This window comes from Vibrio sp. ES.051 (assembly GCF_002563795.1).
Classification (GTDB): domain Bacteria; phylum Pseudomonadota; class Gammaproteobacteria; order Enterobacterales; family Vibrionaceae; genus Vibrio.
Window position 1 is genome coordinate 598,344 of record NZ_PDJL01000005.1, and the last position, 23,165, is coordinate 621,508.

At 44.7% G+C, this 23,165-nt stretch carries 18 protein-coding genes and 2 pseudogenes; 9 read left to right on the forward strand and 11 right to left on the reverse strand.

Annotated features, from left to right (window positions below; all coding sequences use genetic code 11):
• The first annotated feature begins 15 nt into the window (after window positions 1-15).
• Entirely contained in the window at window positions 16-465 is a 450-nt protein-coding gene (locus ATG66_RS16985; RefSeq protein WP_098416401.1) for a CBS domain-containing protein, read from the forward strand.
• 130 nt (window positions 466-595) lie between these two features.
• Here ATG66_RS16985 and aceA read toward each other — a convergent pair whose 3' ends face one another.
• The 3 genes from aceA to ATG66_RS17005 all read right to left on the reverse strand — a co-directional run bounded on the left by aceA (window position 596) and on the right by ATG66_RS17005 (window position 5,162).
• Window positions 596-1,903, reverse strand: a complete 1,308-nt coding sequence (gene aceA / locus ATG66_RS16990; RefSeq protein WP_098416402.1) for an isocitrate lyase — start codon at window positions 1,901-1,903, stop codon at window positions 596-598.
• Between the two features lie 121 nt (window positions 1,904-2,024).
• Window positions 2,025-3,653 (reverse strand): malate synthase A, encoded by a 1,629-nt coding sequence (aceB, locus tag ATG66_RS16995; RefSeq protein WP_179885713.1) that lies wholly within the window; start codon window positions 3,651-3,653, stop codon window positions 2,025-2,027.
• A gap of 603 nt (window positions 3,654-4,256) precedes the next feature.
• Window positions 4,257-5,162, reverse strand: coding sequence for a hydrogen peroxide-inducible genes activator (locus ATG66_RS17005; protein WP_098416405.1), 906 nt, complete (start codon window positions 5,160-5,162; stop codon window positions 4,257-4,259).
• Between the two features lie 199 nt (window positions 5,163-5,361).
• Here ATG66_RS17005 and ATG66_RS17010 point away from each other — a divergent pair, with 199 nt between their 5' ends.
• The 3 genes from ATG66_RS17010 (at window position 5,362) to ppk2 (ending at window position 7,846) form a co-directional block, all read left to right on the forward strand.
• Window positions 5,362-5,973, forward strand: a complete 612-nt coding sequence (locus ATG66_RS17010; RefSeq protein WP_098416406.1) for a peroxiredoxin C — start codon at window positions 5,362-5,364, stop codon at window positions 5,971-5,973.
• Window positions 5,974-6,255: 282 nt separating this feature from the next.
• A complete protein-coding gene (locus tag ATG66_RS17015; RefSeq protein ID WP_098416407.1) occupies window positions 6,256-6,999 on the forward strand; it encodes a copper homeostasis protein CutC in 744 nt (247 codons plus the stop codon).
• Window positions 7,000-7,069: 70 nt separating this feature from the next.
• Window positions 7,070-7,846, forward strand: a complete 777-nt coding sequence (gene ppk2 / locus ATG66_RS17020; RefSeq protein WP_098416408.1) for a polyphosphate kinase 2 — start codon at window positions 7,070-7,072, stop codon at window positions 7,844-7,846.
• A gap of 64 nt (window positions 7,847-7,910) precedes the next feature.
• Here the strand turns inward: ppk2 and phoU are convergent, their stop codons facing one another.
• From phoU to ATG66_RS17040, 5 genes and pseudogenes are all read right to left on the reverse strand, one after another.
• Window positions 7,911-8,609, reverse strand: a complete 699-nt coding sequence (gene phoU / locus ATG66_RS17025; RefSeq protein ID WP_098416409.1) for a phosphate signaling complex protein PhoU — start codon at window positions 8,607-8,609, stop codon at window positions 7,911-7,913.
• A gap of 30 nt (window positions 8,610-8,639) precedes the next feature.
• On the reverse strand, window positions 8,640-9,458 hold the full coding sequence (pstB, locus tag ATG66_RS17030) for a phosphate ABC transporter ATP-binding protein PstB (RefSeq protein WP_098416410.1): 819 nt from the start codon (window positions 9,456-9,458) through the stop codon (window positions 8,640-8,642).
• 2 nt (window positions 9,459-9,460) lie between these two features.
• Window positions 9,461-10,429: pseudogene (gene pstA, locus ATG66_RS21210) on the reverse strand (phosphate ABC transporter permease PstA); the annotation flags it as partial.
• Window positions 10,430-10,689: 260 nt separating this feature from the next.
• Window positions 10,690-11,134 (reverse strand): annotated as a pseudogene (locus ATG66_RS21215) (phosphate ABC transporter permease PstA); the annotation flags it as partial.
• A 30-nt stretch (window positions 11,135-11,164) separates the two neighbouring features.
• Entirely contained in the window at window positions 11,165-13,369 is a 2,205-nt protein-coding gene (locus ATG66_RS17040; RefSeq protein ID WP_098416412.1) for an ABC transporter permease subunit, read from the reverse strand.
• A gap of 208 nt (window positions 13,370-13,577) precedes the next feature.
• On the opposite strand from ATG66_RS17040, the gene ppk1 reads away from it, so the two are divergent.
• Window positions 13,578-15,668, forward strand: coding sequence for a polyphosphate kinase 1 (gene ppk1, locus ATG66_RS17045; protein ID WP_098416413.1), 2,091 nt, complete (start codon window positions 13,578-13,580; stop codon window positions 15,666-15,668).
• Window positions 15,652-17,157 carry an exopolyphosphatase gene (gene ppx, locus ATG66_RS17050; protein WP_098416414.1) on the forward strand — a complete coding sequence of 502 codons (1,506 nt, stop codon included), beginning with the start codon at window positions 15,652-15,654 and terminating at the stop codon, window positions 17,155-17,157. The genes ppk1 and ppx overlap by 17 nt, the downstream gene beginning before the upstream one ends.
• 35 nt (window positions 17,158-17,192) lie before the next feature.
• Here ppx and ATG66_RS17055 read toward each other — a convergent pair whose 3' ends face one another.
• From ATG66_RS17055 to phoB, 3 genes are read right to left on the reverse strand one after another with little or no spacing between them, the layout of a single operon-like run.
• Window positions 17,193-18,152 (reverse strand): PstS family phosphate ABC transporter substrate-binding protein, encoded by a 960-nt coding sequence (locus tag ATG66_RS17055; RefSeq protein ID WP_098416415.1) that lies wholly within the window; start codon window positions 18,150-18,152, stop codon window positions 17,193-17,195.
• Complete coding sequence (gene phoR / locus ATG66_RS17060; protein WP_098416416.1) at window positions 18,152-19,450, reverse strand: phosphate regulon sensor histidine kinase PhoR; 1,299 nt, start codon at window positions 19,448-19,450, stop codon at window positions 18,152-18,154. The genes ATG66_RS17055 and phoR overlap by 1 nt, the downstream gene beginning before the upstream one ends.
• Window positions 19,451-19,490: 40 nt before the next feature.
• Entirely contained in the window at window positions 19,491-20,180 is a 690-nt protein-coding gene (gene phoB / locus ATG66_RS17065; RefSeq protein WP_098416417.1) for a phosphate regulon transcriptional regulator PhoB, read from the reverse strand.
• 224 nt (window positions 20,181-20,404) lie between these two features.
• On the opposite strand from phoB, the gene rdgC reads away from it, so the two are divergent.
• From rdgC to ATG66_RS17085, 3 genes are all read left to right on the forward strand, one after another.
• Window positions 20,405-21,319, forward strand: coding sequence for a recombination-associated protein RdgC (gene rdgC / locus ATG66_RS17075; protein WP_098416418.1), 915 nt, complete (start codon window positions 20,405-20,407; stop codon window positions 21,317-21,319).
• Window positions 21,320-21,484: 165 nt separating this feature from the next.
• Window positions 21,485-22,885: a prephenate-dependent tRNA uridine(34) hydroxylase TrhP gene (gene trhP / locus ATG66_RS17080; protein WP_098416419.1), complete on the forward strand. Its 1,401-nt coding sequence runs from the start codon at window positions 21,485-21,487 to the stop codon at window positions 22,883-22,885.
• Between the two features lie 2 nt (window positions 22,886-22,887).
• Entirely contained in the window at window positions 22,888-23,142 is a 255-nt protein-coding gene (locus ATG66_RS17085; RefSeq protein WP_098416420.1) for a YfhL family 4Fe-4S dicluster ferredoxin, read from the forward strand.
• Window positions 23,143-23,165: the final 23 nt, after the last annotated feature.

The window sequence follows — 23,165 nt, forward strand, 5'->3', positions numbered from 1 at the left end:
CCGCTGGAGGTCTCTATGATCAAGGTAGAAGACATGATGACACGCAACCCTCATACCTTGTTACGCACGCATACTTTACATGATGCAAAAAGCATGATGGACGCGCTCGATATTCGACATATTCCGGTTGTTGATGCCAATAATCATTTACAAGGCTTGGTGACTCAACGCGACATTCTTGCAGCTCAAGAATCCAGCTTGCACCCAGATGAGGCAGAACAATCTTTTACTCTAGATACCCCTCTCTACGAAATGATGCACACCAACATCATGACTGCCGACCCCATCGCAGGACTCAAAGAGAGCGCCATTTATATGCAAAAACATAAAGTGGGCTGTTTACCAATAGTAACTAAAGGTCGGTTAGTGGGGATTATCACCGATAGCGACTTTGTGACGATTGCGATTAACTTGTTAGAACTGCAAGAAGAAGTGGAGCCGGAAGAAATCGAACCCGAAGAATAAGACCGAACGCAGTGAATCAGTTTTCTGGGATAGTTTAAGAAAAACACACGAGAAAAAACCAAAAAAGAGCGGCTGAGTTGCCGCTCAAATGTCATTACTGACGCTGGTTAAGAAAGGGGGTCGATGTTAATTAGAACTGGTCTTCTTCAGTAGACCCCGTTAATGCAGTAACGGAAGACTGACCACCTTGGATGGTGTTAGTCATTTTGTCGAAGTACCCCGTCCCCACTTCCTGCTGGTGCGCCACGAAAGTGTAACCTTTATTGGCCGCTTGGAATTCAGGGCGTTGAACTTTTTCAACGTAATGACGCATGCCTTCACCTTGAGCATAAGCGTGTGCCAATTCAAACATGTTGAACCACATGTTGTGAATACCTGCTAGCGTAATGAACTGATACTTATAACCCATGTTTGCCAATTCCTGCTGGAACTTAGCAATGGTCTCTGCATCCAAGTTTTTTTCCCAGTTAAACGATGGTGAGCAGTTATACGCCAGTAATTGATCAGGGTACTCTGCATGTATCGCTTCTGCGAATTTACGTGCCTCTTCGAGACAAGGTGTTGCCGTCTCACACCATATGAGATCGGCATATGGCGCGTACGCTAAGCCGCGAGAAATTGCTTGGTCAATGCCAGCACGTACGCGGTAAAAACCTTCTGCCGTGCGCTCACCTTCAATAAAGTCTTTGTCGTAAGGGTCACAGTCTGACGTGATCAGATCTGCTGCGTTCGCGTCGGTGCGAGCGATAACGAGCGTTGTAGTGCCCGCTACGTCGGCTGCCAAACGAGCCGCAACCAGTTTTTGCACCGCCTCTTGTGTTGGAACCAATACCTTACCGCCCATGTGACCACACTTTTTAACAGACGCAAGTTGATCTTCAAAGTGGACACCTGCGGCTCCCGCTTCAATCATCGACTTCATGAGCTCGTAAGCATTGAGCACACCGCCAAAGCCAGCTTCCGCATCGGCAACGATAGGTAAGAAATAATCGATGCCGCCCTCTTCAGGAGATTTACCTGCAGACCACTGGATTTGGTCAGCACGACGGAAAGAGTTGTTGATACGCTTAACCACAGACGGAACAGAGTCTACTGGGTACAGAGATTGGTCAGGGTACATAGTTGAAGCGGTATTGTTATCCGCAGCAACTTGCCAGCCGGATAAGTAAATCGCTTCGATGCCAGCCTTCGCTTGTTGAACCGCTTGACCACCTGTTAATGCACCTAGGCAGTTTACGTAACCTTTTTTCGCACTGCCGTTGACCAGTGACCACAACTTATCGGCACCACGTTGTGCAATTGTGTTTGCTGGTATCATCGAACCACGCAGTTCTACTACTTCTTCAGCCGTATAAGTACGTTTAACGTTTTTCCAGCGTGGGTTGGTTGCCCAGTCTTTTTCCAGAGCTTCAATTTGTTGGCGGCGAGTCAATGTCATTGGTCTATCCCTCTTTATAATTTGCACTTTTTTGCGTGCGTTGAGTTTCCGTTCTCAGGCAGTACATCCCTCTCTGCCTTGAAAGTTCTTCACGTTATGATGAGTATTACTATCGAAATTTCTAGTCTAGGTAGTCATAACCTGGAATGGTTAAGAAGTTGGTCAGTTCGTCGCTAGTAGTTAGCTTCGCCATTAATTGCGCTGCTTCTTCAAAGCGACCTGCTTGATAACGCTCTTCTCCAACTTCTTGTTTGACGACTTCAATTTCTTCTTTTAAGTAGGTTTCAAACAAGGCTTTGGTAACTTGTTGACCGTTGTCGAGCGATTTACCATGCTGAATCCATTGCCAAATCGAAGCGCGTGATATTTCTGCCGTTGCTGCGTCTTCCATCAAACCATAAATCGGCACACAACCATTTCCTGAAATCCAAGCTTCGATGTATTGCAGCGCAACACGAATATTGTGGCGCATGCCTGTCTCGGTGCGCTCGCCTTCACATGGCTCGAGTAATTCAGCTGCGGTGATAGCGGCATCCTCTGAGCGACTCACATCTAATTGATTAGTGCGTTCGCCAAGTACTGCACTAAACACTTCCATTGCAATATCTGCCAAGCCAGGGTGTGCTACCCACGTACCATCATGGCCGTTGTTTGCTTCTAATAACTTGTCGGTCTGGATCTTATCTAATACTTTTTGATTCTCTTGCGGATCTTTGGATGGGATAAAGGCGGCCATTCCTCCCATCGCAAAGGCACCACGCTTATGACAAGTACGCACCAGTAATCGCGAGTAAGCATTTAAGAACGGCTTATCCATGGTCACGACTTGACGATCTGGCAGCACACGGTCTGAATGTTTTTTCAGTGTTTTGATATAACTAAAGATGTAATCCCAGCGACCGCAGTTCAATCCAACAATGTGCTCTTTAAGCGAGAACAAAATCTCATCCATTTCGAATACGGCCGGTAGCGTTTCGATAAGAACCGTGGCTTTGATCGTACCGGTATCAAGACCAAAATAATCTTCCGTGAAATGGAAAACTTCGCTCCACCATTTGGCTTCATGGTGCGACTGAAGTTTAGGAATGTAAAAATATGGACCGCTGTTTTTTTCCAGTAACGCTTTGTAGTTATTATAAAAATAAAGAGCGAAATCAAACAGCGCCCCTGGAATGATCTGACCGTGCCACGTAACGTGTTTTTCTTTTAAATGAAGGCCGCGAACACGGCAGATCAACACCGCTGGATCGTCTTCCAGCTGATAATGCTTGCCATTGCCAGGATTGGTGTAGCTTATGGCGCCATTAACGGCATCACGCAAGTTCACTTGTCCATCAAGCACTTTACTCCAGGCTGGTGACATTGAATCTTCGAAGTCTGCCATGAATACTTTCACATTCGCATTCAGTGCGTTAATCACCATCTTGCGATCTGTCGGGCCTGTAATTTCCACCCTGCGATCTTGCAGATCTGGCGGAATCCCTAGGATCTTCCAACTCCCTTCACGAATGTCTTGGGTCTCAGGTAAAAAGTCTGGCAACTCACCAGCGTCGATACGTGCTTGCTTCTCTTCTCGTGCTTCTAGCAACGGTTCGACACGTCTAGCAAATTTTTCACACAGTAGAGATAAAAAGGTTTGGGCTTCAACAGGGAAAATAACTTGATGTTCAGGCGCTACAACTCCGGTCACTTCAAGTATCGCTTGGGCCTGTGGTAATGGTTGTGTTTTTTGTTCTGTCTGAGCAAGCATAATCATTCATCCTTAACGTGCTTATCAATCTTAGGCTGCCAACCTAAAGCTACATTTGTAAGTTACGAACAACAAATCACATCCTTCAACTTTGTGTTCAACTCATTTAGCTATGCCGATAGATTGCATAATCTTAAGTGCATTTACAATCTAGACATAAGTCTTATCTGCCTTTAAATAAGCTATATCAACACAGAGGTTAGCGAAACCCCCAACACCAACAAAACAGAAAATTCAAAGTTTTATTCGCATGATAAAAACCGCTATCGAGACTCCTCTTTTTGTATGTTATTACGTAATTAAATTACGTTAATTTTAAATTCGCTTTCTCAATTCAAACGAGCGTATGAATATGAACTCACAAAGAAACACCTTTATTCGTAAGGGCTAGCGTGATGAATTCAGACAAGGATTAAACAAGACACATGAGGCATTGTGTAAAGTTAACATTGTGAAATTTCACTATTTTATGAAAACTTCATCAAAGAAGAGCTGTGAAATTTTACAAGTTAAAGTTCACCAACAGCATAAAATGCTAAGAAGCGCACTAAAAACAGTGCACTTTTGAAGGAATATAGGAAGAGTGTTAGCTAATACTAATAGCTAAAGTAGTTCAGAAACGACTTCTGCAAGTTGACTAAATGTTTTCGTTCGCGATGAACTCGGGCGCCAAACTAAGCCAATTTCGCGATAGGCTTGTTTCCCTGGGGGATCAATCACCACTAAATTCTGATTGTGCAGCAAACCATGATCGATAGCCATTTGAGGAATAAACGTTGTCCCTAAGCCATTCGCCACCATCTGCACTAAGGTATGAAGACTGGTCGCCGTAAACGGATTGATTTTTTCCTTGTCCGTCAATTTACACGCTGATACCGCGTGTTCCGTTAAGCAATGCTCTTTCTCTAGTAAAAAGACGGATTCGTCAGGTAAATCAGCGTAACGAATCGGCACAGGCACCGATTGAGCTTGATTTGCACTAATGACCATCCGAAATGGATCTTTACCCACCACTCGACTTTCCATACCATCAATTTCGACAGGCAGCGCTAAAATGAGCACATCTAACTCTCCATGTCTGAGCGCTTGCAGTAGATTAGTCGTCGTGTCTTCTCTTAATAAAAGGTTCAGCTGCGGGAAACGGTAGTTTATTTCTTGCACAAGATCACATAATAAAAACGGGGCAATCGTAGGAATGCATCCCACTTTTAACTGCCCTTGCATTTCGTCGCCTTGGCACATGCGTCCAAGCTCAACCAAATCTTGCCCTTTCGCTAATAACTCGCGTCCTTGCTTGACCACCATTTCACCCGTTTGGGTAAAAACTAATGGGCTCTTCTTGTCTTTCTTTTCATATAAAGGGCAACCAATCAATTCTTCTAGGTTCTGAATACCTTTACTTAAAGTTGACTGACTGACAAAACAACGCTCTGCGGCATCGCTAAAATGTCGTGTTTCATGCAGCGTGACTAAATAGTGCAACTGCTTCAAACTGGGCCATTTATTCATAATTTTGTTTGTATATACCGTCGTTCCAGTGATCGAGATAATAGTTTTGGTTTTATCGCTTTTTTCGATTAACTCAATCTATTTATTTCGCTTTTTTCTATACTACAATCTGTACTATAGTTTGTCTCGTACAAACACGGACCAAACCGACACAACTAAATTCGGTTTGGAACTAACCATACTTTTTAGGAGCAAAAAAATGGTACTAGTAGGTCGTCAAGCCCCTGACTTTACTGCAGCAGCTGTTCTAGGTAACGGTGAAATCGTTGAAAACTTCAACTTTGCAGAGTTCACTAAAGGTAAGAAAGCAGTCGTATTCTTCTACCCACTAGATTTCACTTTCGTTTGCCCATCTGAGCTAATCGCATTCGACAACCGTCTGGCTGATTTCCAAGCTAAAGGTGTTGAAGTGATCGGTGTTTCTATCGACTCTCAGTTCTCTCACAACGCATGGCGTAACACTGCTATCGAAGATGGCGGTATCGGTCAAGTTAAGTACCCACTCGTTGCTGACGTTAAGCACGAAATCTGTAAAGCTTACGACGTTGAGCACCCAGAAGCAGGCGTTGCTTTCCGTGGTTCTTTCCTAATCGACGAAGAAGGCCTTGTACGTCACCAAGTAGTTAACGACCTACCACTAGGCCGTAACATCGACGAAATGCTACGCATGGTTGACGCGCTTAACTTCCACCAGAAGCACGGCGAAGTATGTCCGGCACAATGGGAAGAAGGTAAAGCAGGTATGGACGCATCTCCAAAAGGTGTTGCAGCGTTCCTATCTGAACACGCATCAGACCTAGGCAAAAAATAATAGACCTTCACCCTAGCTCAACGGGTGTCATGGTTGGATGCATATAAAACAAAAAGTTATAGCGGAAAACCGCAAACGCCAATCAGTCTAAGTAAAGTCCTATCAAAGCCCAGAGCCCTTGCTATGGGCTTTCTTTTATCTCGAATAAAATCTCAAAAATGAGGTAACGCCTAGGCGTAAAATTTACCTCTATTTCTCTGCTCTCCATACAGATTCTGCTTACTAGCCCTGCTAATATCTTAGCCATAACACTTACTTGTAACATTAGCGAGATGAATCAACGTGGTTACCCATATAGAAGTCTGTATCGATAATATTGAATCTCTGCACTACGCCATTGCTAGTGGCGCAACTCGTATTGAGCTTTGCTCCTCGCTTGCTTTAGGCGGCTTAACTCCGAGTTATGGCTTTATGCAGCAAGCCGCCAAGCTTTCCACCGTTCCTATTTATGCCATGATTCGTCCGCGTCAAGGCGACTTCTTATATCGCGAAGAAGAAATAGACATGATGCGTTGGGACATTGAAGCCGCTCACCAAGCAGGCTTAGACGGCGTGGTTCTTGGTGTACTCTCCCAAGAAGGTGATATTCATATACCGTTTTCAAAAGCACTGTGCGAATTTGCACAGGAATTAGGACTGGGGGTGACGTTCCATCGTGCCTTTGACCAATGTCGAAACGCTCAATCAGCATTGGAAGAGATCATCAGTTTGGGCTGCGAACGCATTCTCACTTCAGGACTCGCCCCTTCGGCACTACAAGGAATTGATGAACTGCAAGCGTTAGTCAGCCAAGCACAAGGTCGTATCGCTATCATGGCGGGGGCTGGCGTTAATGCAAATAACGTTCGTGCGTTAGTAGACACCACTCAAGTTCCAGAAATCCATTTGTCAGGGAAAATGACTCGACCGAGTAAAATGAACTTTGTTGCTGAACAAAGCAAAATGGGCGCAACTGATGTCGATGATTTTTTAATCCCCATCACAAGTACACAAGCCATTGCCGACGTCGTCGCCGCTCTCAAATAGGCAACCATAACCTCACGCACACTGTTTTTGAGAGCTAACATATTATTTATCAAGGAGTAAGGAAAGGTACATGTCGAAGTTAAAGAAAAAGGAATACGAGAAAGAACTCAAAAAACTGCAGATTGAGCTCGTTAAGCTTCAAGAGTGGGTCAAACACAAAAAATTAAAAGTAGTGGTTCTATTCGAAGGTCGCGACGCCGCTGGCAAAGGCGGAGTGATAAAGCGCATTACTGAAAAGCTCAACCCGCGTGTTTGTCGCGTCGTAGCACTGCCAGCACCGACGGAAAAAGAAAAAACGCAGTGGTACTTTCAGCGCTACGTGGCGCACTTGCCATCTGCAGGTGAAATCGTCTTATTTGATCGCAGCTGGTACAACCGCGCAGGAGTCGAAAAAGTCATGGGTTTTTGCACTCCTGATGAATACGAAGAGTTTCTGAAAACGTGTCCTGAGTTCGAGAGTATGCTGCAACGCTCTGGCATTATTCTTATCAAATACTGGTTTTCTGTCTCCGACGAAGAACAAGAAAAACGCTTTCTAGGCCGAATTAATACTCCTATTAAACGTTGGAAGTTCAGCCCTATGGATTTAGAATCGCGTCACCGCTGGATAGAGTATTCCGAGGCGAAAGATAAGATGTTCGCCTACACCGACACAAAGAGTTGTCCTTGGTGGGTAGTCCCCTCAGATTCGAAGAAGAAAGCTCGCTTGAATTGCATCAGTCATCTACTCAACCAAATTGATTACCAAGCGCTTGAGTACCCGCCCATTGAGTTACCGAAGCTGAGTAAAAAAGGCTACGTAAGGGTGCCTGTCGACGATCAGACTTTTGTTCCAGATAAATATTAGCTCTCGGTTTTAAAAACAAAAAAGATCAGCATCAAACTGGTCTTTTGCTTGGCTTCAACTTCGTTTATTTTAACACGTCATCAATGCTTTGATCGCCGAGGTGTCTGACATCCTTACCTTTGACAAAATAGATGATGTACTCACAAATGTTTTGGCAACGATCACCCACTCGCTCTATTGCGCGCGCCGACCACATAACTTGAAGAATATTTGGAATATTCTTAGGGTCTTCCATCATGTAAGTCATCAACTGACGAATCACCGCTTCATACTCTGCATCTAATTTGTCGTCTAGCTTGTGTACCTTGGCCGCAGCTTCAACATCCATACGTGCAAATGCATCTAAAACTTGATGTAGCATCTGAATCGCCTGATGGCAAAGCGGTTCAAGTGATACTTGGAACTGACGCTCTTTGGATGACTGGCTTTCGATTGCAACGTACGCAATACGGGTCGCAACATCCCCAATGCGCTCAAGATCAGTAATGGTTTTGATGATGGCCATGATCAGGCGTAAATCTTTTGCTGTAGGCTGACGCTTAGCGATAATGCGGGTACAAGCGTCGTCTATCGATACTTCCATCGCATTCACTTTGTGATCCTCACGCACAACCTTACGCGCTAACTCGACATCTTCTTTGTGCAAGGCCTGAATAGCATACGATAGCTGCTGCTCCACCAAGCCGCCCATGGTTAAAACATGGGTCCGAATCGATTCTAGCTCTACGTTAAATTGTCCTGAAATGTGACGTCCAAAGTGCATGGTTTTCCTTATTCCGTGTTTGGTCGCGGCTTAACCGTAACGACCCGTAATGTAATCTTCAGTTTTTTTCTTCATTGGCGAGGTGAAGATCGAATCTGCATCCGAGTATTCAATCAGCTTCCCCATATGAATAAATGCTGTGTGATCACTGACCCTTGCGGCTTGTTGCATGTTATGGGTAACGATCACCACAGTATATTGAGTCTTAAGCTCATTGATAAGTTCTTCAATCGTTAAAGTTGATATTGGATCCAATGCTGATGTCGGCTCATCCAATAACAGAACTTCTGGCTCAATCGCCACTGCACGCGCGATCACCAAGCGTTGTTGCTGACCGCCCGATAAACCAAACGCATTCTCGTGTAAGCGATCTTTGACTTCATCCCACAATGCAGCCGAGCGCAAAGAACGCTCTACGGCGTCATCTAAACTTCGGCTGTTTTTCACACCTTGTAAGCGTAAGCCATACACTACGTTCTCATAAATTGACTTAGGAAATGGGTTTGGCCGCTGGAATACCATCCCGACTCTTCGTCTTAATGTCGCCACATCAACATTCGAGTTATAAACATTCTTACCATGCAAGCGTACTTTTCCGGACACCCGACACCCTTCGACTAAATCATTCATACGGTTAATACAGCGCAATAACGTCGATTTACCACACCCTGATGGACCGATAAATGCAGTGACTCGCCCTTTGGGGATACGCATTGAAATATCGTGCAATGCCTGCGTCTGAGCGTAGAACAGATTAAGATTCTCTATCGAGATTGCCGTTTGTTCATCGGTTAGATTATGGACATCCAATGGTGGTTCATAAGCTAATGTATTATCAAAATTAAACATACTTAATCTTGTCCTAACGTTCTGTATTTTTCGCGTAAGTTATTACGAATACTGATTGCTGTTAAGTTTAGCCCGACAATGACCGTCACGAGTAAAAAAGAAGTGGCGTACACCAGTGGACGAGCCGCTTCAATATTCGAGGTTTGAAACCCAACATCGTAAATATGAAAACCTAAGTGCATGAATTTTCTATCCAAATGCACGTAAGGAAACTGACCATCGACTGGTAAGCTTGAGGCTAGCTTCACGACTCCCACCAGCATCAATGGCGCCACTTCTCCCGCCGCGCGGGCAATCGCAAGAATTAACCCCGTGATAATGGCTGGTGTTGCCATCGGTAAAATCACACGCCACAGTGTTTCAAATTGGGTCGCGCCAAGCGCTAAAGAGCCATGACGTACCGAGCTTGGAATACGTGTTAAACCTTCTTCTGTGGTGACAATCACCACCGGAAGTGTCAACACCGCGAGCGTTAATGCAGACCACAGTAAGCCCGGAGTGCCAAATGTTGGCGCGGGCAGCTTCTCTGCATAAAACACATTGTCAATCGAGCCGCCAATCGTATAGACAAAAAAGCCCAAACCAAACACGCCATAAACAATCGACGGAACGCCCGCCAAGTTAATCACCGCAATACGGATCACTCTGGTTAGGGTGTTATTCTTCGCATATTCGTGTAAATAAATAGCGGCGATCACGCCAAGCGGCATCACAATGATCGACATGATCAGTACTAGGAATACCGTACCAAATATCGCGGGAAAAACCCCGCCTTCCGAATTGGACTCTCTTGGGTCTTCCGAAAGAAACTTCCAGACTTGTTTCCCCCAATGCATGACCTTATCCAGTAAGGACATTTGGTTTGGGTACCAATAGTCCAAAATGTCTTCGAGTGGGATAGATACCTGAGAGCCGGTCATGTCTTCCACGATTAACGCATAACCCGATAGCTGCAATCTTAAGCCATCAAGTTGTAAATCCAGCGTCGCGAGCGCTTGTTCTACTTGCTCTTTTTGCGTCAGATTTTGCGCTAAAAAATCTTCGGTCAGGGTACCATTCAACTCGTGCTTACGTTTTTCTAACCGCAATTGCTCTAACTTCCAGCCAAGTCCTTTGAGCTTATCGACGACCAGCGAATCAATTTCATGGCGCAGCGTTTCTGCATCATCAAGTTTCTTGTTTAAAACCGCTTGAATATCGCTTGTGTATAGCTTGTCTCCATCCTGAAACGCCACCAGCTGACCGAAAAAATAACCACCGCTACTTCGCTCGATCACCGCCCATTCTTTGGGCATCGTTGGCTCGTCCAGTTGCATTTGCAGGACAGAGATAAAATCCGCTGGGTATAATTCTCGGTTTGCGATTTTGATGTTCAGCCGCGTGGCGAAATCTTCATCGTCCTCTAGCTGTTGGGCGGCACTTTTAGGTAAGTAACCCTTAGGGACAAAACTGCGTTCATACACTTGACCAATCAAGATGGTATTTTCATGCAACACCTCGCCTTGCACTGACGTCAGGGCAGCAACATTCCATTGATAGAGTGGCGTGGGCCAAAAATAGGTCAGGCCTTTCCAACCAATCAGTAATAACAGGCCTAACACGGAGAGTAAGCTGATACTCACAGTGCCTCCTGTTAACCATATCCAAGGGGCGCCAGAACGAATCCAATTTAACACGTTATTACTCGCTCTTTGTTCAAACCATTATTACAACGCACGGTATTTATCTCTTAACCTCTGGCGAACCCACTCAGCCAATGCGTTGACGGCAAAAGTAAACACAAACAAGATTAGCGCCGCTAGGAACAATAATCGATAATGTGAACTTCCGACTTCCGACTCAGGCAATTCCACCGCGATGGTCGCAGACAAACTGCGCAATCCTTCTAAAATGTTCCAGTCCATTAGTGGGGTATTGCCCGTGGCCATTAACACAATCATGGTTTCACCGACAGCGCGACCTAACCCCATCATGATAGCCGAAAAGATCCCTGGACTTGCGGTGAGTAATACCACGTAAATCAACGTTTGCCACGGGGTTGCTCCAAGCGCTAAAGAGCCATCAGAGAGATGCTTCGGCACTGAAAAAATCGCATCTTCTGCAATGGTAAAAATCGTCGGGATCACAGCAAACCCCATGGCCAAACCAACGACTAATGCATTACGCTGATCATAACCAATCCCCTGTTCTGTTAGGAACAAGCGCATGTCACCGCCAAAGAATGTTTGTTCAATGGTGGGCGAAACCCACACTCCAATACCAGTGAGCAACAATATAACTGGCATCAACACTAACGCATGCCAACCATTTGGCAGGCGGTTGCGTAAAGGTTGAGGAATTAAGGCCCAGAGGCCTCCCACCAAGATGGTGCCCAGCGGTAAAGCAAATAACATCACAAAAATAGTGATCAGGTGATCTTCGACAATAGGCGCAAACCATAGCCCCGCAAGAAAACCAATTATCACGGTCGGCAATGCTTCCATCAATTCAATCGACGGTTTAACGATGCGCCGCATTCGTTGCGACATAAAGTATGCCGTGTAAATGGCACCAAATACGGCAAGTGGTACAGAGAACAACATGGCAAACATCGCCGCTTTAATGGTGCCGAAGGCAATTGGAATGAGGCTAAACTTAGCTTCAAAGTCGTCACTTGCAGAAGTGGATTGCCAAACAAACTCAGGCTCTGGGTAACCCTCGTACCACACCTCTTGCCATAAAGAAGACAATGAGATTTCTGGGTAAGCGTTATCAACAAGTGCCACATTTAATTCGTTATTTTGCCAAGTAATTAAGTAGCGTTCATTATTCGACATTGCCGCCATTGCGGGCGCTTGGTTATATGCTCGCTCAAACAGCACAAGCTTTTCACTGGTGGTATAATGGCTTTGTAGCGTGCCATTAGTATAGAAACTGTAAAATCCTTTGCGGTGAGAATCAGGTAATAAATACTTCAGCTCAGACGCCAACTTAAAGTCACGAATCTGGGTTAACGTACGTTTCTCATTTTGCAACGTATCAAACCATTGCGACACACTGCCATCATTGTGTGTCACCAAGAGCGAGTAAGCGCCAGCTAGTAGGTCTATTGTTCGAACGGAATGCTTTTTATCGCCTTGAGTGAGGTCGACCACTTCACGCACAGCAAACTTGCGTGCGGCTTTCTTCAACACGATCAACTCAGAGCCATCGCGTAAGTACAGTGTTTGTCCGTCTGGTGTGAGTAACATTTGCTGCGGAGCATCAAAACCGGATGAAAACGTAAAGTTCACCGTTGTCGGTGGATGATCCAAAGATGAGGACTCTTGCCAGCGCGCTTTGATTTCACCACGTTGCGTTTGCCAAACAATGGTAGGAAAGGGGCTTGAAGCAGCGAACACAAAATCAATTACTGGGTCATGGGGATGGCTTAAAACCAAGTCCATTGAGCTGTTGAGCTCAATAACCTCAGGTGGGCGCGTATTCTCTCTTAACCTAGCGTTAAACTCAGGCTTGAAAAGATGTGCTTTCCCTTTGACGTCCACAAATCCATACCAACTCGCCCCTGGTACGGGCTGAGAAAAAGCCATCGGCTCTTTCACAATTTCTTGTGTATATATCGCTGGTTTAGCCGGATCATCCATCGAAAAGTATTGAATTTCGCCACTTTGGGTTAGCACAAAGGCGAGTTGAGCGTAATCGTCAACCGAGATAGCCAGCGGCTCTCCCACCTGAGTAGTGCGAACCTTATGATTCGTTTCAATCTCTGCATCAGAAAAAAGAGGTATGATCACGATGGCGAGATAAACGAAGATCAAAATAAGCGCAGCCAGAACGCCCACTCCACCGGATGTCACTGCAAGTCGAAATACACGATCTTTAATTAATCGCTTCTTATCTTTTTCCTGCAATGAAAATTCGGCTTGTGCCATTTATCTCTCTACCTTTGTTACTTAGTATTAGAATATGTCGTTAAGGTGACAATTATATTACAGATCACATTAAACACCTGAAAAGAATACAACTCCTATGTCGTGTGTTGTATGAAATAAATCTGTAATGAAAATCTCATAATGTTCTCACTCATCGATTTTCCCTCCATGATGAGTACGTATTACTTCACTTTTGGCTAGGTAGGTTATGAGCGCAGAAAAACTATATATCGAAAAAGAACTTAGTTGGTTGTCTTTCAATGAACGAGTATTACAAGAAGCCGCTGACAAAACCGTCCCTTTAATTGAACGTATTCGTTTTCTCGGGATCTTTTCCAACAATTTAGATGAGTTCTACAAAGTTCGCTTTGCTGACGTGAAGCGCCGGATATTAATCAGCCAAGAACATGGCGGAAGCGACAGTTCCAAACGTTTGTTAACCAAGATGCAGTCGAAAGCGTTGAGACTGAACGAACGATTTGACGAACTTTACAGTGACTTGATTCGAGAAATGGCACGGCGGCGCATTTTCTTAGTTAACGAGCAGCAACTGGATGAATCGCAACAAAAGTGGATCACCAAATACTTCCGTAAAAAAGTCATGCCTCACATTACGCCACTTCTGATGAAAGATGAAATTGACGTTCTTCAGTTTCTTAAAGATGAATATGCTTACATCGCGGTTGAATTACGTAAAGAAGACCATTATCAATATGCTCTCATCGAAATCCCGACCGATCACTTGCCACGCTTTGTCATGGTACCAGAACCAAAAGGGAAGCGTCGCAAAACCATTATCTTACTTGATAATATTATCCGTCACTGTTTGGATGAGTTGTTTAAAGGCTTTTTCGATTACGATGAATTGGCTGGTTATGCCATGAAAATGACCCGTGATGCTGAGTACGACCTACGTAACGAGATAGAATACAGCTTGTTAGAGCAAATGTCAGTAGGCGTCAATCAGCGGCTCACCGCTAAACCCGTTCGCTTTGTATACGAACGTGATATGCCACCTCAAATGTTGGAATTTCTCTGCAATAAACTCAATATTTCAAACTACGATAACCTCATTCCTGGTGGCCGTTACCACAACTTTAAAGATTTTATTGCGTTCCCTAATGTTGGACGAGATTATCTTGAAAATAAACCGCTTCCTCCGATGCAGTGCGCCGACTTTGAAGGGTACGCCAACAGCTTTGATGCCATTAAGGCTAAAGATATTCTGCTGTATTATCCCTACCACACCTTTGACCATATCAGTGAACTGGTTCGTCAGGCCTCCTTTGACCCTAAAGTATTGGGTATCAAAATCAATATTTATCGCGTAGCAAAAGACTCTCGTTTAATGCATTCACTGATTGATGCGGTTCACAACGGAAAAAAGGTGACGGTGGTGGTTGAACTGCAAGCTCGATTTGATGAAGAAGCAAACATTGAATGGTCAAAACTGCTCACTGACGCTGGGGTACATGTGGTATTTGGAGCGCCGGGGCTCAAAATTCATTCTAAATTATTGATGATAAGCCGACGGGAAGACGGAGAGATCATTCGTTATGCCCATATTGGCACCGGTAACTTTCATGAAAAAACCGCGCGGATCTACACCGACTTTACGCTATTAACCGCCGTTCAAGAGATCACGAATGAAGTGCGTAACGTATTTGATTACATTGAAAACCCATATCGCCCAGTGAAGTTTCATCATCTTATTGTGTCACCACGAAACTCTCGCACTCAACTTTATCGCCTTATTGATGGAGAGATAGCCAATGCTAAGCTTGGTAAAAAAGCCAGCCTAACGCTCAAAGTAAATAACTTGGTCGATAAAGGCATTGTCAACAAGCTTTATGGGGCGAGTAACGCTGGTGTGAAGATAAAGATGATCATTCGCGGTATGTGTTCACTGGTGCCGGGTATTGAAGGAATAAGCGATAACATTCGGATCATCAGCATTGTGGATCGCTTTTTAGAGCATCCGCGCGTTGTGATCACGCATAATGACGGTGATCCACAAGTTTATATTTCATCCGCCGATTGGATGACACGAAATATCGATCATCGTATAGAAGTCGCCGCTCCAATTCGTGATCCACGTTTGAAACAGAGAATTATTGATATAATCAATATCCATTTTATCGATACAGTAAAGGCTCGTTTCGTCGATAAAGAAATGAGCAACACCTATGTTCCGAGAGGTAATCGTAAGAAAGTTCGTTCACAAGTCGCTATCTACGACTATCTTAAAAATATAGAAAAGCAAACTAGAAAACAAAAGTCAGATGTCTCAAATGCTTGAACAAGATACACGCCATATTGCCGCAATAGACCTCGGTTCTAACAGTTTTCATATGGTCGTCGCCAAAGTAGTAGGTAGTGATTTACAACTGATAAGCCGCCACAAGCAACGCGTGCGCTTGGCTTCAGGCCTTGATAGTGAATTAAACCTAAGTCATGCCGCGATGGAACGCGCGCTAGACTGCTTAGCGATGTTCGCCGAGCGTTTACAAGGCTTTGACGAGTCAAACGTTCGTATCGCCGCCACACACACATTAAGACGCGCCAATAATGCACATTTGTTTATAGAACGGGCCAAAGAAGTCATGCCCTTTCCCATTGAAATCATCTCTGGAGAAGAAGAGGCCCGCCTTATTTATCTAGGCGTGGCGCATACTCAAGTAGAGTCAAACTCCAAGCTGGTGGTGGATATCGGCGGCGGCAGCACTGAGATGATCATTGGTCAAGAGTTTGAGCCTGAACTTCTCAATAGCAAGCAGATGGGCTGTGTGAGTTTTACGGAGCAGTTCTTTAAAAACGGTAAACTTTCTGGCAAAAACTTTAATAAAGCGATGTTAGCCACGGAGCAAAAATTAGAGTCTATCGCGAGTAAGTACCGTAAAAAAGGTTGGGATATCGCACTCGGTTCATCAGGAACTATCAAAGCCATTCAAGAGGTACTAATCGGATTAGGTTTTGAAGATGGTCTGATCACCACCAAACGACTGAATATTCTGATTGAAGCCCTGTGCAATTTTGACTCAATTGAAGACATTCAACTCATCGGACTCACTGAAGAACGTAAACCTGTTTTTGCTGCTGGTGTGGCTATTTTGGCTGCTATTTTCAAAGCGCTGTGCATCGAGCAGATGTTCTTCTCTGACGGGGCTCTTCGTGAAGGGTTACTGTATGAAATGGAAGAACGCTTTGCTCGCTCCGATATCCGTATGCGTACCACTGAGAACTTAGCCGAGAAACACCGCGTCGATTTAGAGCATGCTGCTCGTGTTAAAGGGCACGCGCGCGAGATGCTATGTCAGGTTCGCTCAGCACTTGGCATTAAGAAAAAAAGTGAGTTATTTGACCTATTAGAATGGGCAGCATTGCTTCATGAAGTGGGGCTGAGTATCAACTTGCGTAGCTTCCACCGTCATTCTTTTTATATTCTTTTACATTCTACGCTGCAAGGGTTTAACCGCGAGCAGCAATTAGTACTGGCAACGTTAGCTCGCTTCCAACGTAAAGCACTTAAGCTTCAAGAGTTAGCAAACTTTAACCTATATAAACAGGATGACGTGATAAGCCTCATCAAAATATTGCGACTTTCGATCTTACTCAATGGACAACGTAATGACGATCCGCTACCGGACATCACGTTGGCAATCAAAGACGATAAGTGGATACTCACATGTACAGATAGCGCGTGGCTAGAAAATAATAAATTACTGCATGCCGATTTACAGGAAGAGCAAGAGCGGTGGGAAAGCGCGAAGTGGACACTCACATTTTGATAATCTCTACACGCATTCTAAAACAAAAAGTCGACTTATAAGCCGACTTTTTTTAACTCTTTTGCTGCAAAATCAGCCGTAATTGGCACATAACCGTCTTTCTCAACCAAGGCTTGACCCTGAGCGGAGAAGATAAAGCGAATAAACTCAGCCTCAATGGGCGTTAATGGGTAGTTAGGGTGTTTATTTACATATACATAGAGGTAACGTGACAGTGGGTACTTACCACTAATAATATTTTCACGAGTTGACGTCACATAATCAGTGCCCACTTTCGCCACAGGGATCAACCGGACGCCCGCCACTCGATAACCAACACCTGAATACCCGACTCCACTAATGGTTGAAGCCACGGCTTGCACAACCGACGCCGAGCCTGGCTGCTCATTAACGCGAGTTTTGAAATCGCCGCCACACAATGCATTACTTTTGAAATAACCGTAAGTACCGGAAACCGAATTACGGCCAAACAACTGTACATTGCGCTTCGCCCATTGGGGCTGCAGCCCTAACTGCTGCCAATTGGTAATAAACTGACTTTCTCCACAGCGTAATGTGGCAGAAAACAACGCATCTAACTGACTGAAATTAATGCCTTTGATGGGGTTGTCTTGATGAACAAAAATGCCAATAGCATCAATCGCTACGCGCAGTGCCGTTGGTTTATAACCATGTTGACGTTCAAACGCTTCGATTTCTCTTAAACGCATAGGACGACTCATGGGGCCAAACTGAGCGGTTTGCTCGGTTAATGCGGGAGGAGCCGTCGAGGAGCCAGAAGCCTGAACCTGAGCATTAATATTTGGATAAATAGATTTAAACTCTTCAACCCATAAGGTTGTCATGCCGGCGAGCGTATCAGAGCCTACCGACAATAAGTTTCCGACAATACCTGTCGTTTTGTGATAATTCGGTAGCGGCTTCCCCTCAGCAGCAGTAACACTTGACCACACAAGTGCAATCAAACCTAACGCTTTACTTGCTTGGAATATCATTATTTAACCACCAAACGGCTTGGTAATACGAAAGAGAACTTACTTCCTACCCCAACTTCGCTGTGAATGTCCAAATGAGAATCATGGTGAGTCAACGCGTGTTTCACAATCGCCAGTCCAAGTCCACTGCCACCTGTATCGCGTGACCTTGCTTTATCTACGCGATAAAAACGCTCGGTTAGACGATGGAGGTGTTGTGGCTCAATACCGTCACCACTATCTTCAACTTCTAGACACGCTCCTTGTTCTGTCTGATACCAACGCACGTTAATATTCGCTCCCGGCGGTGTGTATTTGACAGCGTTATAAACGAGATTAGAGATAGCACTCCGTAACTGATCGTCATCCCCTAACACACGTAAACTCGCATCAACATCAAAGTTCAACTTATGATGGTTATCACCACTTAAACTGACCGCTTCCTTTTCTAACACTTCTAACATTGCGGGCACATTCACCACTTCTTCAAGCTCATGCATTGGCGCCGCTTCAATTTTAGATAAGGTTAGTAACTGGTTCACTAAACTGTTCATACGGTTGAGCTGCTCTGTCATCACACTATGAGCTTTACTCCACATAGGACCCACAACCATGTCAGGGTCTTCCGTCATTTCTAAGTACCCTTGCAGAACCGTCATAGGAGTACGTAATTCATGGGAAACGTTAGCGAAGAAGTTACGACGCATGCCTTCCAGTTTTTTTAACTGACTCACATCACGCACCACCATCAAATGCTCACCTTCGGTGTAAGGCACAATACGTAACTCCAACATACGTTCCACATTAAGTGGTGAGCGCATTTCTAATGGTTCTGAGAAATCTTGCTTATTGAGGTATTTAATGAAGTCAGGCGTTCGAATAAGATTTGATATTGGCTGACCTGAGTCTTCTGGCCAGTGGAAACCCAATAAATACTGAGCCAGCTTGTTGCACCAAACTATATTCCCTTCAGCACGAAAAACCACCACCGCATCAGGCAGAGACTCTGCACCATTTCTAAATCGGCGAATTAAATTAGTCAGCTCTTTACGTTTACGACGCTGACGCTGCTGTAAGCGATACAGACCATTAAACAAAGACTCCCAGTTGCCGCTACCTGAGGGCGGTGTAAGGCGCTTTTCATCCCACAACCAAGAGGACAGACGCACTTGGTTATGTAAATGCCACGCAAGCTGTAATGCCGTGGCAGCTAAAAGCAACCACGGCATATAACCAAATATCCACCCTACTATTACCCAAGGGGTGTAAAAAAAAGCCAGCTCCCAAACCAGCTTTTTCCAAGTTAATCTTTCAACCACTCATAACTCCAGAAATGGTATAGATAAGCTGCGTAAAGTGTTATGCCCTTGCTGAGAAGCGGTATCCAGCACCGCGAACGGTTTGGATCAACTTATCATGGCCTGCGGCTTCCAATGCTTTACGCAGTCGACGAATATGAACATCAACGGTACGGTCTTCAACGTACACGTTTGTACCCCATACGTTATTTAATAGCTGCTCTCGGCTATACACGCGTTCTTGATGCGTCATGAAAAAGTGCAGCATTTTGAATTCTGTCGGCCCCATATCTAATGGCTCATCATTAACCGTAACACGGTGTGATACTGGGTCCAGTTTTAAGCCCTTCACATCAATCACGTCTTCCAGTGCGGTAGGCGTTACGCGGCGAATCACTGCTTTTAAGCGAGCAACGAGCTCTTTCGGAGAGAAAGGCTTAGTAATGTAATCATCCGCACCAACCTCTAAACCACGCACTTTATCTTCTTCTTCACCACGAGCGGTCAGCATCACAACCGGAATGTTGCGCGTCAATTCTTCACGTTTCATATGCTTGATGAAGTTAATACCACTACCGCCAGGTAACATCCAATCCAGTAACACTAAATCAGGGAAGGGTTCAGTCAGTTTGGTTACTGCAGTATCGTAATCTGCCGCTTCTACCGCTTGGTAACCTTTCTGTTCAAGTACGAAGCAGAGCATTTCACGAATCGGATCTTCGTCTTCAACAACCAGAATCCTTCTAGACATAATTGAGCAACCTTATGTTCGTTGAGCTAATGAATTTAAGAGACAAAGCGCCCCTCTATGCATCAGCATTATCACTATCAATTATGACACTTTTGTGACCTTTGAAAACAAATTTTCATATAACTTTCTTTTGAACTTCATTCGGATATTTTTCATTTCTATTAAGACATCAGCACAAAAATTCCCTATGATTAGTTCCTTGTCATCAAGCCTAGAGAAGATTTATGTGGTTTAAAAACTGTCTGGTATACCGCGTTAACCGCGAGGTTACTTTTAACGCCGAACAACTAGAAACTCAGTTGGCTGAGTTCCGATTCACCCCGTGTGGCAGCCAAGATAAACAAAAGTTTGGCTGGGTCAGTGCAATGGGTAGACATGGCGACATGATGACTCACGTATCAGAAAACCGCATTCTGATTTGTGCCAAGAAAGAAGAAAAAATGCTGCCAGCATCCGTGATCAAAGAGTCTTTGAATGCAAAAGTGGAAGCAATGGAAGAACAAGAAGGTCGTCCTCTTAAGAAAAAAGAGAAAGATAACCTCAAAGATGACATCGTGATGGATTTGCTCCCTCGCGCTTTCAGTCGCAGTAGCCATACGCACGTATTGATCATGCCACAAGAAGGTTTCATTCTTGTTGACGCAAGCAGCTACAAAAAAGCAGAAGACGTATTAGCACTACTTCGTAAAACCATGGGTAGCTTGCCTGTTGTTCCTGCCATTCCAGAAGTAGCGATTGAAACGACGCTAACCGAGTGGGTGAAAACGGGCAACACACCTCAAGGCATCACCATGATGGACGAAGCTGAGCTAAAATCCGTGCTTGAAGAAGGTGGCGTGATTCGTTGTAAGAAGCAAGAGCTGACCACAGATGAAATCCGCAACCATATCGCGGCAGATAAAGTCGTCACGAAGCTTGCGCTTAATTGGCAAGATCGTATCGAGTTCATCATGACAGAAGATGCGGGTATTAAGCGTCTAAAATTCTCTGATGAATTGAAAGATCAAAACGACGATATCCCACGTGAAGATCAAGCCGCTCGATTTGATGCAGACTTCTCTCTAATGTGTGGTGAGTTCAGTGCTTTCCTACCCAACCTGTATGATGCACTAGGCGGCTTACCGAAGCCTAACGCTTAATCTTGTATAAAGGTCAACCATAACGCCCTCACTTTTTATGAGGGCGTTTTTACATCTAAAGCACAATACTCCTAGTCACAGTTCACATTTTGACGTAAAATTTGCGCCCCATTTCCATAAGGTGGAATTGGCCTGACTTGTGATCAGATAAAAGAGAATTGAGCAATGACAACTGAGAAAGCATTCGTACCAGAGCTACTGTCTCCAGCAGGTAGCCTTAAAAATATGCGTTACGCATTTGCCTACGGCGCAGATGCGGTTTACGCTGGTCAACCTCGCTACAGCCTTCGTGTACGTAACAATGAGTTTAACCACGAAAACCTAAAAATCGGTATCGATGAAGCGCATGCTCTAGGCAAAAAGCTGTATGTGGTATGTAACATCCAACCACACAATTCGAAGCTAAAAACCTTCATCCGCGATCTAAAACCAATCGTAGAAATGGGCCCTGACGCACTGATTATGTCAGATCCAGGTCTAATCATGATGGTTCGTGAAGCTTTCCCAGAAATGCCAATTCACCTTTCTGTACAAGCAAACGCAGTGAATTGGGCGACCGTAAAATTCTGGGCTGCCAATGGTGTGGAGCGTGTGATCGTTTCTCGTGAGCTTTCTCTAGAAGAAATTGAAGAAATCCGTGAGCATTGTCCTGAAACTGAACTGGAAGTGTTCGTTCACGGCGCACTATGCATGGCTTACTCTGGTCGTTGCCTACTTTCTGGTTACATCAACAAACGTGATCCTAACCAAGGCACTTGCACTAACGCATGCCGTTGGGAATACAAAGTGGAAGAAGGCAAAGAAAACGACGCTGGTGATATCGTTGAGAAATTTGACCCGTCTGAAGCTCAACCTGTCGAAGTACAAGACGAACGCCCTGAAACCACGATTGGTCGTGGTAAACCAACTGATGAAGTCGTTCTGCTTTCTGAAGCGCACCGTCCAGACGAAAAAATGGCAGCGTACGAAGATGAGCATGGCACTTACATCATGAACTCGAAAGATTTACGTGCGATTCAACATGTTGAACGTCTAACGAAGATGGGTGTTCACTCATTAAAAATCGAAGGTCGTACAAAGTCGTTCTATTACTGTGCTCGTACCGCTCAAGTTTACCGTAAAGCAATCGACGACGCAGTGGCAGGTCGCCCGTTTGATGAAAGCCTAATGAGCACATTAGAGAGCTTGGCTCATCGTGGCTACACCGAGGGCTTCTTACGTCGCCATACGCATGACACGTATCAAAACTACGATTACGGCTATTCTGTATCAGATGCACAGCAGTTCGTTGGTGAGTTCACTGGTAAACGCCGTGGTGACATGGCAGAAGTAGAAGTGAAGAACAAATTCTTGGTAGGTGACAGTCTTGAGTTGATGACACCTAAAGGTAACGTTGTGTTCACTCTGGAAGCAATGGAAAACCGCAAGTCTGAGCCAGTTGAAGATGCAAAAGGTAACGGTCACTTTGTCTTCATCCCAGTTCCAGAAGATATGAACTTAGAATACGGCTTGTTAATGCGTAACCTTAATGTTGGTCAGGACACCCGTAACCCGACTGGTAAGTAATCATGGCTTTGCTCATTACTGACAAATGCATTAACTGCGACATGTGCGACCCCGAATGCCCCAATGGGGCAATCAGCATGGGAGAGAGCATTTTCGAGATTGACCCAGCTCTATGTACAGAGTGTAAGGGACATTACGAAAAGCCAACCTGCCAATCCGTTTGCCCAATTACAAAATGCATTATCACCGATCCAAACAATGTTGAAACAGAAGAGCAATTACTTGAGAAATTCGTAATTATTCAAGGGTTCGCATAAAAAGAAAAGGTTCAACTTTCAAA